13 protein-coding genes are annotated in these 14,828 nt (G+C 66.4%); all 13 read left to right on the forward strand.

Features of this window, described 5'->3' with window-relative positions; all coding sequences use genetic code 11:
- The first annotated feature begins 23 nt into the window (after positions 1–23).
- Positions 24–4,754 carry a glutamate synthase-related protein gene (locus ACAM51_RS19835; RefSeq protein WP_369641644.1) on the forward strand — a complete coding sequence of 1,577 codons (4,731 nt, stop codon included), beginning with the start codon at positions 24–26 and terminating at the stop codon, positions 4,752–4,754.
- A gap of 48 nt (positions 4,755–4,802) precedes the next feature.
- Positions 4,803–6,296 carry a glutamate synthase subunit beta gene (locus ACAM51_RS19840; protein ID WP_218293429.1) on the forward strand — a complete coding sequence of 498 codons (1,494 nt, stop codon included), beginning with the start codon at positions 4,803–4,805 and terminating at the stop codon, positions 6,294–6,296.
- A gap of 330 nt (positions 6,297–6,626) precedes the next feature.
- Positions 6,627–7,445: an ABC transporter ATP-binding protein gene (locus tag ACAM51_RS19845; RefSeq protein ID WP_369641645.1), complete on the forward strand. Its 819-nt coding sequence runs from the start codon at positions 6,627–6,629 to the stop codon at positions 7,443–7,445.
- On the forward strand, positions 7,442–8,224 hold the full coding sequence (mlaE, locus tag ACAM51_RS19850; RefSeq protein ID WP_218340336.1) for a lipid asymmetry maintenance ABC transporter permease subunit MlaE: 783 nt from the start codon (positions 7,442–7,444) through the stop codon (positions 8,222–8,224). The genes ACAM51_RS19845 and mlaE overlap by 4 nt, the downstream gene beginning before the upstream one ends.
- 39 nt (positions 8,225–8,263) lie before the next feature.
- Positions 8,264–8,758 carry an outer membrane lipid asymmetry maintenance protein MlaD gene (gene mlaD, locus ACAM51_RS19855; protein ID WP_218293432.1) on the forward strand — a complete coding sequence of 165 codons (495 nt, stop codon included), beginning with the start codon at positions 8,264–8,266 and terminating at the stop codon, positions 8,756–8,758.
- On the forward strand, positions 8,755–9,534 hold the full coding sequence (locus tag ACAM51_RS19860; protein ID WP_218293433.1) for a VacJ family lipoprotein: 780 nt from the start codon (positions 8,755–8,757) through the stop codon (positions 9,532–9,534). The genes mlaD and ACAM51_RS19860 overlap by 4 nt, the downstream gene beginning before the upstream one ends.
- Before the next feature lie 161 nt (positions 9,535–9,695).
- Positions 9,696–10,346 carry a phospholipid-binding protein MlaC gene (locus ACAM51_RS19865; protein ID WP_218340335.1) on the forward strand — a complete coding sequence of 217 codons (651 nt, stop codon included), beginning with the start codon at positions 9,696–9,698 and terminating at the stop codon, positions 10,344–10,346.
- A 56-nt stretch (positions 10,347–10,402) separates the two neighbouring features.
- A complete protein-coding gene (locus ACAM51_RS19870; protein WP_218293435.1) occupies positions 10,403–10,675 on the forward strand; it encodes a lipid asymmetry maintenance protein MlaB in 273 nt (90 codons plus the stop codon).
- A gap of 92 nt (positions 10,676–10,767) precedes the next feature.
- Positions 10,768–11,793, forward strand: coding sequence for an ABC transporter ATP-binding protein (locus tag ACAM51_RS19875; protein WP_218293436.1), 1,026 nt, complete (start codon positions 10,768–10,770; stop codon positions 11,791–11,793).
- A complete protein-coding gene (locus tag ACAM51_RS19880) occupies positions 11,790–12,545 on the forward strand; it encodes an ABC transporter permease (protein WP_369641646.1) in 756 nt (251 codons plus the stop codon). The genes ACAM51_RS19875 and ACAM51_RS19880 overlap by 4 nt, the downstream gene beginning before the upstream one ends.
- 1 nt (position 12,546) lies before the next feature.
- The gene (locus ACAM51_RS19885; protein ID WP_369641647.1) at positions 12,547–12,789 is read left to right on the forward strand and encodes a BolA family protein; all 243 of its coding nucleotides are present in this window, start codon (positions 12,547–12,549) and stop codon (positions 12,787–12,789) included.
- A gap of 86 nt (positions 12,790–12,875) precedes the next feature.
- Positions 12,876–14,150 carry a UDP-N-acetylglucosamine 1-carboxyvinyltransferase gene (gene murA / locus ACAM51_RS19890; RefSeq protein ID WP_218293439.1) on the forward strand — a complete coding sequence of 425 codons (1,275 nt, stop codon included), beginning with the start codon at positions 12,876–12,878 and terminating at the stop codon, positions 14,148–14,150.
- 8 nt (positions 14,151–14,158) lie between these two features.
- On the forward strand, positions 14,159–14,806 hold the full coding sequence (hisG, locus tag ACAM51_RS19895) for an ATP phosphoribosyltransferase (RefSeq protein WP_218294404.1): 648 nt from the start codon (positions 14,159–14,161) through the stop codon (positions 14,804–14,806).
- Positions 14,807–14,828 lie beyond the last annotated feature (22 nt).

Here is a 14,828-nt window from a genome sequence, read left to right on the forward strand (position 1 = left end):
GCGAAAAATATGAGGAGTGCGCCATGACCACGGCTGCCGAGATCCAGCACCTGCAACAACACGGTTTGTATTCATCGGGTAACGAACACGACGCCTGCGGGCTCGGCTTCGTGGCCCACATCAAGGGTGAAAAGCGCCACGACATCGTGACGCAGGCCCTGAAGATCCTGGAGAACATCGACCACCGCGGGGCGGTGGGTGCCGACAAGCTCATGGGTGACGGTGCCGGCATCCTGATCCAGATTCCCGACGCGCTGTACCGCGAGGAAATGGCGAAGCTGGGCGTCACGCTGCCCGCCGCCGGTGAATACGGCGTGGGCATGATCTTCCTGCCCAAGGAGCATGCCTCGCGCCTGGCTTGCGAGCAGGAGATGGAGCGCGCCATCAGGGCCGAAGGCCAGGTGCTGCTCGGCTGGCGCGATGTGCCGGTGAACCGCGACATGCCCATGTCGCCCACCGTGCGCAAGAAGGAGCCCATCCTGCGCCAAGTGTTCATCGGCCGTGGCAACGATGTGATCGTGCAGGACGCGCTGGAGCGCAAGCTGTACGTGATCCGCAAGACCGCCAGCGCCAACATCCAGGCGCTGAAGCTCAAGCACAGCAAAGAGTACTACGTGCCGAGCATGTCCAGCCGCACCGTGGTCTACAAGGGCCTGCTGCTGGCCGACCAGGTGGGCACCTACTACCTGGATCTGCAGGACGAGCGCTGCATCTCGGCCGTGGGCCTGGTGCACCAGCGTTTTTCCACCAACACATTCCCCGAGTGGCCCCTGGCCCACCCGTACCGCTACGTGGCGCACAACGGTGAAATCAACACCGTCAAGGGCAACTACAACTGGATGAAGGCGCGCGAAGGCGTGATGGCCTCGCCCGTGCTCGCGGCCGACCTGCAAAAGCTCTATCCCATCAGCTTCGCTGACCAGTCCGACACTGCCACGTTCGACAACTGCCTGGAGCTGCTGACCATGGCCGGCTATCCCATCAGCCAGGCCGTGATGATGATGATCCCAGAGCCCTGGGAGCAGCACACCACCATGGACGAGCGCCGCCGCGCCTTCTATGAATACCACGCCGCCATGCTCGAGCCCTGGGACGGCCCGGCGTCCATCGTGTTCACCGACGGCCGTCAGATCGGCGCCACGCTGGACCGCAACGGCCTGCGCCCCTCGCGCTACTGCATCACCGATGACGACCTGGTCATCATGGGCTCGGAATCCGGCGTGCTGCCCATCCCCGAGAACAAGATCGTGCGCAAGTGGCGCCTTCAGCCCGGCAAGATGTTCCTGATCGACCTGGAACAGGGTCGCATGATCGACGACGACGAACTGAAAGCCAACATCGTCAACACCAAGCCCTACAAGCAGTGGATCGAGAACCTGCGCATCAAGCTCGACAGCGTGGGCACCGACACCGCGTCCACCCCTGAGGCCGCACCCTTGCCGCTGCTCGACCGCCAGCAGGCCTTCGGCTACACACAGGAAGACATCAAGTTCCTGATGGCCCCCATGGCCAGGAACGGCGAAGAAGGCATCGGCTCCATGGGCAACGACAGCCCGCTGGCCGTGCTCTCGGGCAAGAACAAGCCGCTGTACAACTACTTCAAGCAGCTGTTCGCGCAGGTGACGAACCCGCCGATCGACCCGATCCGCGAGGCCATCGTGATGTCGCTCAACAGCTTCATCGGCCCCAAGCCGAACCTGCTGGACATCAATCAGGTCAACCCACCGATGCGGCTCGAAGTGAGCCAGCCCGTGCTGGACTTCGCCGACATGGCCAAGCTGCGCAACATCGAGAAGTACACGCAGGGCAAGTTCAAGAGCGCCACCATCGACATCACCTACCCGCTGGACTGGGGCCGTGAGGGCGTGGAAGCCAAGCTCGCCTCGCTGTGCGCGCAGGCCGTGGACGCCATCAAGGGCGGCGCCAACATCCTGATCGTCAGCGACCGTGCCGTGAGCGCCACCCAGGTGGCCATCCCCGCGCTGCTGGCCCTGTCGGCCATCCACCAGCACCTGGTGGGCGCAGGCCTGCGCACCACGGCCGGCCTGGTGGTCGAGACCGGCACCGCGCGCGAAGTGCACCACTTCGCCGTGCTGGGCGGCTACGGCGCCGAGGCCGTGCACCCCTACCTGGCCATGGAAACCCTGGCCGACATGCACAAGGACCTCGCGGGCGACCTGTCGGCCGACAAGGCCATCTACAACTACGTCAAGGCCATCGGCAAGGGCCTGTCCAAGATCATGTCCAAGATGGGCGTGAGCACGTACATGAGCTACTGCGGTGCCCAGCTGTTCGAGGCCATCGGCCTGAATACGGAAACCGTGGGCAAGTACTTCACCGGCACCGCCAGCCGCGTGGAAGGCATCGGCGTCTTCGAGATCGCCGAGGAAGCCATCCGCATGCACAAGGCCGCCTTCGGTGACGACCCGGTGCTCGAGACCATGCTGGACGCCGGTGGCGAATATGCCTGGCGCGCCCGTGGCGAAGAGCACATGTGGAGCCCCGATGCGATCGCCAAGCTGCAGCACAGCACGCGCGCCAACAACTGGAACACGTACAAGGAATACGCACAGATCATCAACGACCAGAGCAAGCGCCACATGACGCTGCGCGGCCTGTTCGAGTTCAAGATCGACCCTGCCAAGGCCATCCCCGTGGACGAGGTCGAGCCCGCCAAGGAGATCGTCAAGCGCTTCGCCACGGGCGCCATGTCCCTGGGCTCCATCTCCACCGAGGCGCATGCCACGCTGGCCGTGGCCATGAACCGCATCGGCGGCAAGAGCAACACCGGCGAGGGCGGCGAGGACGCCGCGCGCTACCGCAACGAACTCAAGGGCATCCCGATCAAGCAGGGCGATACGCTCAAGAGCGTGATCGGCGCCGAGAACGTCGAAGTCGACCTGCCCCTGCAGGACGGCGACTCCCTGCGCAGCCGCATCAAGCAGGTGGCTTCGGGCCGCTTCGGGGTCACGGCCGAATACCTGTCGTCGGCCGACCAGATCCAGATCAAGATGGCCCAGGGCGCCAAGCCCGGCGAAGGCGGCCAGCTGCCTGGCGGCAAGGTCTCCAACTACATCGGCAAGCTGCGCCACAGCGTGCCCGGCGTGGGCCTGATCTCGCCCCCGCCGCACCATGACATCTACTCCATCGAAGATCTGGCCCAGCTCATCCACGACCTGAAGAACGTGGCGCCGCACGCCAGCATCAGCACCAAGCTGGTGTCCGAAGTCGGCGTGGGCACCATCGCCGCGGGTGTGACCAAGTGCAAGAGCGACCACCTCGTGATCGCCGGCCATGACGGCGGCACGGGCGCATCGCCCTGGTCGTCCATCAAGCATGCGGGCGGCCCCTGGGAGATCGGCCTGGCCGAAACCCAGCAGACCCTGGTGCTCAACCGCCTGCGCGGCCGCGTGCGCGTGCAGGCCGACGGCCAGATGAAGACCGGCCGCGACGTCGCCATCGGCGCGCTGCTCGGTGCCGACGAGTTCGGCTTCGCCACGGCACCCCTGGTGGTCGAGGGCTGCATCATGATGCGCAAGTGCCACCTGAACACCTGCCCGGTGGGTGTGGCCACGCAGGACCCCGCGCTGCGCGCCAAGTTCTCGGGCAAGCCCGAGCACGTGGTCAACTACTTCTTCTTCATCGCCGAGGAAGTGCGCCAGATCATGGCCCAGCTGGGCATCCGCAAGTTCGACGACCTGATCGGCCGCACCGATCTGCTCGACATGCGCCAGGGACTGGAACACTGGAAGGCACGTGGCCTGGACTTCAGCCGCCTGTTCGCCCAGCCCAACGTGCCCGCCGATGTGCCGCGCTTCCACGTGGACGTGCAGGACCACAACATCGAGCACACACTGGACCGCAAGCTCATCGAGCGCAGCAAGCCCGCCATTGAAAAGGGCGAGCGCGTGCAGTTCATCGAGGTGGCGCGCAACGTGAACCGCTCCGTGGGCGCCATGCTCTCCGGTGCCGTGACGCGCGTGCACCCCGAGGGCCTGCCGGACGACACCATCCGCATCCAGCTCGAAGGCACGGGCGGGCAGTCGTTCGGCGCGTTCCTCACGCGCGGCATCACGCTGTACCTGATCGGCGACGCCAACGACTACACGGGCAAGGGCCTGTCGGGCGGCCGCGTGATCGTGCGCCCCAGCATCGACTTCCGCGGCGACGCGGTGCGCAACACCATCGTGGGGAACACCGTGATGTACGGTGCCACCACGGGTGAAGCCTTCTTCAGCGGCGTGGCGGGCGAGCGCTTCGCGGTGCGCCTGTCGGGTGCCACGGCGGTGGTCGAAGGCACGGGCGACCACGGTTGCGAGTACATGACCGGCGGCACGGTGGTGGTGCTGGGCAAGACGGGCCGCAACTTCGCCGCGGGCATGAGCGGCGGCGTGGCCTATGTCTATGACGAGGACGGCCAGTTCGACACGCGCTGCAACATGGCCATGGTCAGCCTGGAGCGCATCCTTCCGGCTGAAGAGCAGAAGGCCAGCGTGCCCCGCGCCATCTGGCACAACGGCCAGACCGACGAGGCGCAGCTCAAGAAGCTGCTGGAGGACCACAACCGCTGGACGGGCAGCAAGCGTGCGCGCGAGCTCCTGGACAACTGGGCGGCATCGCGCAGCAAGTTCGTCAAGGTCTTCCCGACCGAGTACAAGCGTGCGTTGGCTGAAATTTATGAACGAAAAGTGCTGGAGGAGTCCGCTACGCCAGCGGTAGCTGCTACCAAAAAAGAAGCGGTCCCCGCCAAGTAAGGCGATGCCGCAGAGACCAGCACAGCATTCATAGACAAGGACATCGTCATGGGAAAAACTACCGGCTTCATGGAATACGAGCGCATCGAAGAGGGCTACAAGCCCGTGCCCGAGCGCTTGAAGCACTACAAGGAATTCGTCATCGGCCTCGACGAGAGCCAGGCCAAGGTGCAGGGCGCGCGCTGCATGGACTGCGGCACGCCGTTCTGCAACAACGGCTGTCCGGTCAACAACATCATTCCGGACTTCAACGACCTGGTGTACCACCAGGACTGGAAGAGCGCGATCGAGGTGCTGCACAGCACCAACAACTTCCCCGAGTTCACCGGTCGCATCTGCCCGGCGCCTTGCGAGGCGGCCTGCGTGCTCAACGTGAACGACGACGCCGTGGGCATCAAGTCCATCGAGCACGCCATCATCGACCGGGCCTGGGACGAAGGCTGGGTGCAGGCGCGTCCTGCCAAGCACCAGACCGGCAAGAAGGTGGCCGTGGTGGGCTCGGGCCCAGCCGGCATGGCGGCCGCGCAGCAACTGGCGCGCGCTGGACACAGCGTCACGCTGTTCGAGAAGAATGACCGCGTGGGCGGCCTGCTGCGCTACGGCATCCCGGACTTCAAGATGGAGAAGTCGCACATCGACCGCCGCGTCAAGCAGCTCGAAGCCGAAGGCGTGGTCATTCGCACCAGCGTGTTCGTGGGCGCGCCCAAGGACGGCCTGGGCAAGGGCTCCAAGGTCACCAACTGGGCCAAGGAAACCGTCACGCCCGAGCAGCTCCACAAGGAGTTCGACGCCGTGCTGCTGACCGGCGGCGCCGAGCAGTCGCGCGACCTGCCCGTGCCCGGCCGTGATCTGGACGGCATCCACTTCGCTATGGAATTCCTGCCCCAGCAGAACAAGGTCAACGCGGGCGACAAGCTCAAGGGACAGCTGCGCGCGGACGGCAAGCACGTCATCGTGATCGGCGGCGGCGACACCGGCAGCGACTGCGTGGGCACGAGCAACCGCCACGGTGCGGCGAGCGTCACGCAGTTCGAGCTGATGCCCCAGCCCCCCGAAGAAGAAAACCGCCCCATGACCTGGCCCTACTGGCCGATCAAGCTGCGCACCAGCTCCAGCCATGAAGAGGGCTGCGAGCGCGAGTTCGCGATCTCCACCAAGGAGTTCATCGGCGATGGGAAAGACGGAAAGTCCGGCAAGGTCACCGGCCTCAAGACCGTGCGCGTCGAGTGGAAGGACGGCAAGATGGTCGAGGTGGCCGGCTCCGAGCAGATCCTCAAGGCGGACCTCGTGCTGCTGGCCATGGGCTTCGTGAGCCCCGTGGCCGCCGTGCTGGAGGCGTTTGGCGTGGACAAGGATGCCCGCGGCAACGCCCGCGCCACCACGGACTTCGATGGCGGCTACGCGACCAACGCGCCCAAGGTGTTTGCCGCCGGCGACATCCGCCGGGGCCAGTCGCTGGTGGTGTGGGCCATTCGTGAAGGCCGCCAGGCCGCCCGTGCCGTGGATGAGTTCCTGATGGGATATTCCGACCTGCCGCGCTGAGGCAGTGTCGCACTGCAACAACGGCGCCCTGGGGCGCCGTTTTTTTTTCGCCCGGGGGAGCGGCAGCGCCACCGGCGCGGCCAGGACGCCCGTCGGTCAGGGCCTTGGAGCAGAGCGCAGCGGATGGCGGCCTTTATTGGCACAATCGGTGCCTGTCAATCCGGGGTTGCCGCACGCGGGATAACTCCCGTGACCCCGCCGGCGGTGGCGTTGAAACGCAAACATACATGAATGTATGTTTCTTCAGCTACCATCGCCGCTGTGTGAGCGCAGCATGTTCCCATGCGTCGCGGCCGCCCGTTCTCCGGATTTCCGAACCCCTTCCATTGCATGCCTGAGTCTTCCTGCCTTGCCGAATTGCGCAATGTCACGTTCTCCTACGGTGACCGCGTCATCCTGCGCGACGTGACATTGGCGGTGCCCAGGGGCAAGGTGACGGCGCTGATGGGTGCCTCCGGAGGGGGCAAGACCACGGTGCTGCGCCTGATCGGCGGCCAGCAGCGCGCTCAGGCTGGCCAGGTGCTCCTGAATGGCGACGACGTGGGGCGCCTGGACACCCACCAGCTCTATGCAGCGCGCCGCCGCATGGGCATGCTGTTCCAGTTCGGGGCGCTGTTCACGGATCTGAGCGTGTTTGAGAACGTGGCGTTCCCGCTGCGCGAGCACACCGACCTGTCCGAGGCGCTGATCCGGGACGTGGTGCTGATGAAGCTCCATGCCGTGGGCCTGCGCGGCGCGCGCGACCTGATGCCCAGCCAGATTTCCGGGGGCATGGCGCGGCGCGTGGCGCTGGCGCGTGCCATTGCGCTGGACCCCGAACTGGTGATGTATGACGAGCCGTTTGCGGGGCTGGACCCCATTTCCCTGGGGACGGCGGCGCAGCTGATCCGTCAGCTCAACGATGCCCTGGGCCTCACGAGCATCGTGGTCTCGCACGACCTGGAAGAGACCTTCCGGCTTGCGGACCATGTGATCATTCTGGGCGCGGGCGTGGTGGCCGCGCAGGGCACGCCCGACGAGGTGCGGGCGAGCGCCGACCCGCTGGTCCACCAGTTCGTGAACGCGCTGCCGACCGGGCCCGTGCCGTTTCACTACGCGGGCCCGACCGTGGAGCAGGACTTCGGTCCGTTCGGGGGGCGGGTGCTATGAGCTGGTACAAGCCGTCCGACGTGGGCTTCGCCGTGCGCCAGAAACTGTCCGATATCGGCATGGCCGCCCGCCTGTTCGCGCGGCTGCTGCAGCTGGTGGGCGCGGCCTTCATGCGGCCATCGCTGGTGCGCGACCAGATCCATTTTCTGGGCAACTACTCGCTGGCCATCATCGCGGTGTCGGGCCTGTTCGTGGGTTTTGTCCTGGGCCTGCAGGGCTACTACACGCTGCAGCGGTACGGGGCTTCCGAAGCCCTGGGGATGCTGGTGGCGCTGTCGCTGGTGCGTGAGCTCGGGCCCGTGGTGACGGCCCTGCTGTTCGCCGGCCGCGCGGGCACCTCGCTCACGGCCGAGATCGGCCTCATGCGCGCGGGTGAGCAGCTTTCCGCCATGGAGATGATGGCCGTGGACCCGGTGCGCCGCATCCTCGCGCCGCGGTTCTGGGCCGGTGTGATCACCATGCCCCTGCTGGCGGCGGTGTTCAGCGCCGTGGGGGTGGCTGGCGGGTGGATCGTGGGCGTGCTCATGATCGGCGTCGACCACGGGGCGTTCTGGAGCCAGATGCAGGGCGGCGTGGACGTCTGGCGCGATCTGGGCAACGGCGTGATCAAGAGCGTGGTCTTCGGCTTCACCGTCACGTTCGTGGCGCTGCTGCAGGGGTATGCCGCCAAGCCCACGCCCGAAGGCGTGGCGCGCGCCACTACCCGCACGGTGGTCATGGCGTCCCTGGCCGTGCTGGCGCTGGACTTCGTGCTCACGGCCCTGATGTTCAGTATCTGAGGCGGGCCCGAAAAGCCGCCGGAGTGGAGAAATCAAACAATGCAACCATCCAAAAACGATCTCTGGGTAGGGCTGTTCGTCATGCTCGGCACGGTGGCGCTGGTCTTCCTGGCGCTGCAGTCGGCCAACCTGCTGAGCCTGAACTTCCAGCCCGGCTACCGCATCACCGCGCGCTTTGACAACATTGGCGGCCTCAAGCCCCAGGCCGCGGTGCGCGGTGCCGGCGTGGTGGTGGGCCGTGTGGAGTCCATCACGTTCGACGACAAGACCTACCAGGCGCGGGTGACGCTGGCGATGGAAAACCGCTACGCTTTCCCCAAGGACAGCTCCCTCAAGATCCTCACCAGCGGCCTGCTGGGTGAACAGTACATCGGCATCGAGGCCGGTGCCGACGAGAAGAACCTGGTGGCGGGCGACATGGTCACCGCCACGCAGTCGGCCGTGGTCCTCGAGAACCTGATCGGACAATTCCTCTACAACAAGGCCGAAGACGGCAGCAACAGCAAGCCCGCAGGGGCAGGTGACAAGAAATGACGACGATGACCAAGCTTTCCCAACCCGCCGCCCGCGCCGCCGCGTGGCTGGCCTTTCTGCTGGGAGCGGCACTGCTCACGGGCTGCGCCACGGTGGCCAACCCGGACCCGCGCGACCCGCTGGAGTCCTACAACCGCAGCATGACCAACTTCAACGAGCAGGTCGATGCGATGGTGCTCAAGCCGGTGGCGATTGCCTACAAGGAAGCCACGCCCGCACCGGTGCGCACGGGCGTCAGCAACTTCTTCGCCAACGTGGGAGATGTGTGGTCGTTCGTGAACAACGTGCTGCAATTGCGGGCGGAAGCCGCCGCGTCCACCTTCATGCGCGTCAACGTGAACACCTTCATGGGCCTGGGCGGCGTGCTCGATATCGCCAGCGAACTGGGCATCGACCGCTACAAGCAGGATTTCGGCCTCACGCTGGGGTACTGGGGCATGGGCACGGGCCCGTACCTGGTGCTGCCGATCCTGGGCCCCTCCACCGTGCGCGACACGCTGGCCCTGCCCGTCGACTGGAAGGGCAACGCGGTGAGCTATGTGGACCCGGTATCGGCCCGCAATGCGCTGTATGCACTGCGTGCCGTGGACGTGCGCGCCAACCTGCTGCGCGCGGGGTCCGTGCTCGACAGCGCCGCCCTGGACAAGTACAGCTTCACCCGCGACGTGTTCCTGCAGGTGCGCAGCCAGCAGCAGGCGGGCACGGCGCAAAATGGCGACGACAAGGACGAGCGCAACGCCAATGATGGCGTGCTGCCCGAAGAGCCTCCGCGCTGAGGCGGTGGCGCAATCCGTGGCGGGCCATGTCCGGGGCAGGCGTGTTGCACTTGCTTGCAATACGCAACCCGCGCGACGCACGGGGCCTGCGCTGGCCGCCCACAATGAATGAACGCCGGGTGCCACCGGCGCCCGCAGCTCCCGAGAAAGTAGAAGACATCATGACGATGAACCGACGTACCCTGGGCCACATGGCCCTGTGCCTGACGGCCGTGGCCGCGCTGGGCGCCGCGCCCCTGGCCGCCCTGGCCGCGGATGAAGCTCCCGATGCGCTGATCAAGCGCCTGTCGGCCGATGTGCTCAGCACCGTGAAGGCGGACAAGGCCATCCAGAGCGGCGACCTGGCAAAGATCATCGCGCTGGTGGACAAGACCGTGATGCCCAACGTGAACTTCCGCCGCATGACCGCCGCGGCGGTGGGCCCCGGCTGGCGCCAGGCCACCCCCGAGCAGCAAAAGCGCCTGCAGGACGAGTTCAAGATCCTGCTGGTGCGCACCTACGCGGGGGCGCTGGCGCAGGTGAACGACCAGACCATCCAGGTCAAGCCCCTGCGGGCCGCCCCGGAGGACAAGGACGTGCTGGTGCGCACCGAAATCGTCGGCCGTGGCGATCCGATCCAGCTGGACTACCGGCTGGAAAAAACCCCCGGCGACGGTGCGGGCTGGAAAATCTACAACCTGAACGTGCTGGGCGTGTGGCTGGTGGAAACCTACCGCGGCCAGTTCGCGCAGGAGATCAACGCCAAGGGCATCGACGGCCTGATCGAGACCCTGGTGGCCCGCAACAAGAGCAATGCCGGCGCCAAGGGCTGAAATGGCACACCGGTTTCATGCGCCGCGGCCGGCGCGCGGCACCATGGGGCACTGACATGCTGGTATTGCCCGCCGAACTGACCCACCGCCAGGCCACGGTGTGCCTGCACATGCTGCTGCAGGGCCTGAAGGCGCACCGCGAGCCCTGCGTCATGGTGGATGCCCATGCGCTGGCGGTGTTTGACACGTCGGCGCTGGCGGTGCTGCTCGAATGCCGGCGCGAAGCGATCGACGATGGCAAGACCTTTGCCGTCCAAGGCCTGCCCGCCGCCCTGCGCAGCCTGGCGGGGCTGTATGGCGTGGGCACGCTGCTCGCGCCAGCGTCCTGACAGCGGCGGCAGGCCGGGCCGGCGACGGCCCAGGGGCCGTGCCAGACCCCGGTCGGCGCTCTTTGGTGCAAGGCCGTAAAATCAGGGGCTTCATGCCCGCAGTCTCATTCCAAGCCATCTCCAAGACCTTTGCCACGCCCAAAGGCCCTTTCCAGGCACTGAACCAGGTCAGCCTGGACATCGAGGAGGGCGAGTTCTTCGGGCTCCTGGGCCCCAACGGTGCCGGCAAGACCACCCTCATCAGCATTCTCGCGGGCCTGGCCCGTGCCAGCAGCGGCCGTGTGCTGGTGCAGGGCAGCGACGTGCAGGCCGACTTTGCCCAGGCGCGCCGCAAGCTGGGCGTGGTGCCGCAGGAGCTGGTGTTCGACCCTTTCTTCAACGTGCGCGAGTCGCTGCGCATCCAGTCCGGCTACTTCGGCGTGAAGAACAACGAAGCCTGGATCGACGAACTGCTGGAAAACCTGGGCCTGGCCGACAAGGCCACGGCCAACATGCGCCAGCTGTCGGGCGGCATGAAGCGCCGCGTGCTCGTGGCACAGGCGCTGGTGCACAAGCCACCCATCATCGTGCTCGACGAGCCCACTGCGGGCGTGGACGTGGAGTTGCGCCAGACGCTCTGGCATTTCGTGGCGCGCCTGAACAAGGAAGGCCACACCGTGCTGCTGACCACGCACTATCTGGAAGAAGCCGAGGCCCTGTGTGGCCGCATCGCCATGCTCAAGTCGGGCCGCATCGTGGCCCTGAACCGCACGAGCGAGCTGCTGCAGGCGGCCTCCGGCAGCATCCTGCAGTTCAAGACCGATGCGGTCCTGCCGCCTTCGCTCAACGCGCTCGCCCGCGTCACGGGCCGCATCGTGCAGTTGCCCGCGCACGACGCGGCCGAGATCGAAAGCCACCTGGCCGCGCTGCGGGTGGCGGGCGTGGACGTGCATGACATGGAGATCCGCCGGCCCGACCTGGAAGACGTTTTCCTGCAGGTGATGTCGGGCACCTCGGCATCCAATATTCCTCTGGCGGGGGTGGAGGCTGCCGCAGCGCCGGGCCGCCCCAGGCAGGGCGCAGTCCCCTTGGGGGGCGGCGCGGAGACCGCAGTGCCGAGCGTGGGAGCACAACGATGACCGGCTGGCAGACCCTGTTCTACAAGGAGGTGCTGCGCTTCTGGAAGGTGAGCTTCCAGACCGTGGCCGCGCCCGTGCTCACGGCCGTGCTGTACCTGCTGATCTTCGGCCACGTGCTCGAAGACCATGTGAAGGTCTACGACCGCATCAGCTACACCGCCTTCCTGGTGCCGGGCCTCGTGATGATGAGCGTGCTGCAGAACGCCTTCGCCAACAGCTCGTCGAGCCTGATCCAGAGCAAGATCATGGGCAGCCTGGTGTTCGTGCTGCTCACGCCGCTGTCGCACTGGGCCTGGTTCCTGGCCTATGTGGGCTCGTCCATCGTGCGCGGGCTGGTGGTGGGGCTGGGGGTGTTCATCGTCACGCTGGCGTTCGCCCGGCCCGAGTTCGCCGCGCCGCTGTGGATTCTTGCGTTCGCCTTCCTGGGGGCGGCCTTGCTGGCCACGCTGGGGCTGATTGCCGGGCTGTGGGCCGACAAGTTCGACCAGCTCGCGGCGTTCCAGAACTTCGTGGTGGTGCCGATGACGTTCCTCTCGGGCGTGTTCTATTCCATCCAGTCGCTGCCGCCCTTCTGGCAGACCGTGAGCCACCTCAACCCGTTCTTCTACATGATCGACGGTTTCCGCTACGGCTTCTTTGGCCAGAGCGATACCTCGCCGTGGCTCAGTCTCTCCATCGTGGGCGTGGCCTGGCTGGCCGTGAGCGCCCTGGCGGCCCACCTGCTGCGCACCGGCTACAAAATTCGGAATTGACATGACCGCAGACCAACTCAAAGACATCATCGCCGCCGGCCTGGCCTGCGAGCACATCGCGCTCAAGGGTGACGGCCGCCACTGGTACGCCACCATCGTCTCGGCCGAGTTCGACGGCCGGCGCGCCATCCAGCGGCACCAGCGCGTGTACGCCACGCTGGGCGCCAAAATGCACACCGACGAGGTGCATGCGCTGTCGATGAAGACCTTCACGCCCGCTGAATGGGCCGCGCAGCCCCGGTGATTGCTGGAATGCTCCTCTTTTAATAGCTGCCTGCGCTTGATGGAAAAGCGCTGGCGGCACTTTTTATTCATATTTCTGGTTTCGAGATGGACAAACTCCTGATCCGCGGCGGCCGCCGCCTGCATGGCGAGGTGCTGGTATCCGGCGCCAAGAACGCCGCCCTGCCGGAGTTGTGCGCCGCGCTGCTCACGGCCGAGCCGGTCACGCTGCTGAACGTGCCGCAGCTGCAGGACGTGAGCACCATGCTCACGCTGATCCGCAACATGGGCGTGGCGGCCGCGCGTGCCGACGATGGCACGGTGCGCATCGATGCCAGCGGCCTGAACACGCCCGAGGCGCCGTACGAGCTGGTCAAGACCATGCGCGCGTCGGTGCTCGCCCTGGGTCCGCTGCTGGCGCGCTTCGGCGAGGCCACGGTGTCGCTGCCTGGCGGCTGCGCCATCGGCTCGCGCCCGGTGGACCAGCACATCAAGGGCCTGGCCGCCATGGGCGCCGACATCGTGGTCGAGCACGGCTACATGATCGCCAAGCTGCCCGCAGGCTGGACGCGACTGAAGGGCGCGCGCATCACCACCGACATGGTCACGGTGACGGGCACCGAGAACTTCCTCATGGCCGCCGCGCTGGCCGAGGGCGAGACCGTGCTGGAGAACGCCGCGCAGGAGCCCGAGATCTCCGACTTGGCCGAGATGCTGATCGCCATGGGCGCGAAGATCGAAGGCCACGGCACCAGCCGCATCCGCATCCAGGGCGTCGAGAAGCTGCACGGCTGCACCCACCGCGTGGTGGCCGACCGCATCGAGGCCGGCACCTTCCTGTGCGCCGTGGCCGCCACGGGCGGCGACGTGGTGCTGCGCCATGGGCGCGCCGACCACCTGGACGCCGTGATCGAGAAGCTGCGCGAGGCCGGTGTGCAGGTGCAGGCCGTCGACGGCGGCATCCGCGTGCAGAGCGCGGGCGGCGCCACGCTCAAGGCGCAGGGCTTTCGCACCACCGAGTACCCCGGCTTTCCCACCGACATGCAGGCGCAGTTCATGGCGCTCGACTGCATCGCGCAGGGCACGGCCACGGTGACCGAGACGATTTTTGAAAACCGCTTCATGCACGTCGACGAGCTGGTGCGCCTGGGCGCCAAGATCCAGACCGACGGCAAGGTCGCCATCATCGAGGGCGTACCCCGCCTGTCGGGCGCCACCGTGATGGCCACCGACCTGCGCGCCTCGGCCAGCCTGGTCATCGCGGGCCTGGTGGCCGACGGCGAAACCATGGTGGACCGCATCTACCACCTGGACCGCGGCTACGACTGCATGGAAGCGAAATTGCGCGGCATCGGCGCGGACATTGAACGGATCACAGCATGAGCAGCAGCATGATTACCCTGGCGCTTTCCAAAGGCCGCATCTTCGACGAAACCCTGCCTTTGCTCGCCGCCGCCGGCATCGAGGTGCTGGAAGACCCCGAAAAGTCGCGCAAGCTGATCCTGCCCACCAACCAGCCCAACGTGCGCGTGGTGCTGGTGCGCGCGACCGATGTGCCCACCTACGTGCAGTACGGCGGCGCCGACATCGGCGTGACCGGCAAGGACACGCTCATCGAACACGGCGGCCAGGGCCTGTACCAGCCGCTGGACCTGCAGATCGCCAAGTGCCGCGTGAGCGTGGCCGTGCGCAACGATTTCGACTACGCCCGTGCCGTCAAGCAGGGTTCGCGCCTGAAGGTCGCCACCAAGTACACCAGCATCGCGCGCGACTTCTTCGCGACCAAGGGCGTGCACGTGGACATGATCAAGCTCTACGGCAGCATGGAACTCGCACCGCTCACCGGGCTGGCCGATGCCATCGTGGACCTGGTCTCCACCGGCAACACGCTCAAGGCCAACCACCTGGTGGAGGTCGAGCGCATCATGGACATCAGCTCGCACCTCGTGGTCAACCAGGCCGCGCTCAAGCTCAAGCAGGCGCCGCTGCGCCGCATCATCGATGCGTTCGCCTCGGCCATTCCTGCGGAAAAGAATTGACCCCCACCCACTGACTGACACT

This window comes from Acidovorax sp. A79 (genome assembly GCF_041154505.1).
GTDB lineage: Bacteria > Pseudomonadota > Gammaproteobacteria > Burkholderiales > Burkholderiaceae_C > Acidovorax.

Bases quoted from the DNA above. Each gene is read 5' to 3' on its own strand.
- ACAM51_RS19875 (WP_218293436.1), top strand. From the start codon at position 10,768: ATGCCCGCAGTCTCATTCCAAGCCATCTCCAAGACCTTTGCCACGCCC.
- hisG (WP_218294404.1), top strand. From the start codon at position 14,159: ATGATTACCCTGGCGCTTTCCAAAGGCCGCATCTTCGACGAAACCCTG.
- ACAM51_RS19880 (WP_369641646.1), top strand. From the start codon at position 11,790: ATGACCGGCTGGCAGACCCTGTTCTACAAGGAGGTGCTGCGCTTCTGG.
- ACAM51_RS19835 (WP_369641644.1), top strand. From the start codon at position 24: ATGACCACGGCTGCCGAGATCCAGCACCTGCAACAACACGGTTTGTAT.
- ACAM51_RS19840 (WP_218293429.1), top strand. From the start codon at position 4,803: ATGGGAAAAACTACCGGCTTCATGGAATACGAGCGCATCGAAGAGGGC.
- ACAM51_RS19885 (WP_369641647.1), top strand. From the start codon at position 12,547: ATGACCGCAGACCAACTCAAAGACATCATCGCCGCCGGCCTGGCCTGC.
- mlaE (WP_218340336.1), top strand. From the start codon at position 7,442: ATGAGCTGGTACAAGCCGTCCGACGTGGGCTTCGCCGTGCGCCAGAAA.
- mlaD (WP_218293432.1), top strand. From the start codon at position 8,264: ATGCAACCATCCAAAAACGATCTCTGGGTAGGGCTGTTCGTCATGCTC.
- ACAM51_RS19870 (WP_218293435.1), top strand. From the start codon at position 10,403: ATGCTGGTATTGCCCGCCGAACTGACCCACCGCCAGGCCACGGTGTGC.
- ACAM51_RS19865 (WP_218340335.1), top strand. From the start codon at position 9,696: ATGACGATGAACCGACGTACCCTGGGCCACATGGCCCTGTGCCTGACG.
- ACAM51_RS19845 (WP_369641645.1), top strand. From the start codon at position 6,627: ATGCCTGAGTCTTCCTGCCTTGCCGAATTGCGCAATGTCACGTTCTCC.
- murA (WP_218293439.1), top strand. From the start codon at position 12,876: ATGGACAAACTCCTGATCCGCGGCGGCCGCCGCCTGCATGGCGAGGTG.
- ACAM51_RS19860 (WP_218293433.1), top strand. From the start codon at position 8,755: ATGACGACGATGACCAAGCTTTCCCAACCCGCCGCCCGCGCCGCCGCG.